1 pseudogene is annotated in these 935 nt (G+C 69.6%); it reads left to right on the top strand.

What is annotated here, in order from left to right:
* Positions 1 to 79: 79 nt before the first annotated feature.
* A pseudogene (locus ABD323_RS41820) lies at positions 80 to 935 on the top strand (right-handed parallel beta-helix repeat-containing protein); the annotation flags it as partial.

Genomic DNA, 935 nt, shown 5'->3' with positions numbered 1-935 from the left:
CAGTGTGGCAGCCGGTACGTACCGGGAGTCGGTTCGGGTCACCCGCTCGGGTACTGCCGAGGCGCCGATCACGATCCGCTTGAAGGACGAAGGCGAGCTGGACGTCCGGTACCGTCCCTACTTCGGCGTGGACGGTCTGACGGTGTCGGGGGTGTCGCACGTGGTCATCCGTGGCGTGTCCGCCTCCGGTGGCAACGCCGTCGTCTCCGACGCCCACAACGTGACGTTGGAACGCTCCGCCTTCGACACCCCGGATTCGGGGACCGCCCTCCGGATCACCGACGGCTCCAGCAGGGTCGTCCTGGCCCGGGACACGATCGCCGCTCGGGTCTTCGCTGCTGGTCTGGTCGTGGAGCAGGGATCCACCGAAACGGTCCTGACCACCAGTGTGCTGTCGCCCTCCGTGATCGGCCGGACATCTCCGCCGGTGCCGCCGCTCGTTGCGGTGAACGGCGCCCCGGGCACCGTGATCACCGGAAACACGCTCCACGCCGACTGCGGCATCGTGATCGGGCTCGATGCCGGTTCGACGGGCAGTTCGGTGCGGAACAACGTGATCGCCACCGTGATGAAGGGGAGCACCTGTGGCGGATCGCAGGGGGTGCGGGTCTCGGCCGACTCGACGGAGCGGACCGTCAGCGACTACAACCTCTTCGACGTCGGCGAAGGCAGCCCGTACATCTGGGCCGGCACCGCGTACGCCTCGCTGGACACGTTCCGCACGGCCACCGGCCAGGGCTCTCACGACCTGACCGGCTCGGCGACGACCTCCTACGACGAGTGCCGCCAGCACGATGTGCCCGACGCCGGCTCTGGCACGGTGGACTCCGCGGATGCCGCCGTGCCGGGTCAGCTCGCCCTCGACTTCTACGGCCGGGAGCGTTCCCACGACCCCCCCGTGCCCAACCCGGGCACCGGGGTCGGCTATCACGACC

The organism is Kitasatospora nipponensis (genome assembly GCF_039528135.1).
In the GTDB taxonomy this organism is placed as follows: Bacteria; Actinomycetota; Actinomycetes; order Streptomycetales; family Streptomycetaceae; genus Kitasatospora; species Kitasatospora nipponensis.
This window is presented reverse-complemented; position numbering and strand designations above follow the sequence as displayed.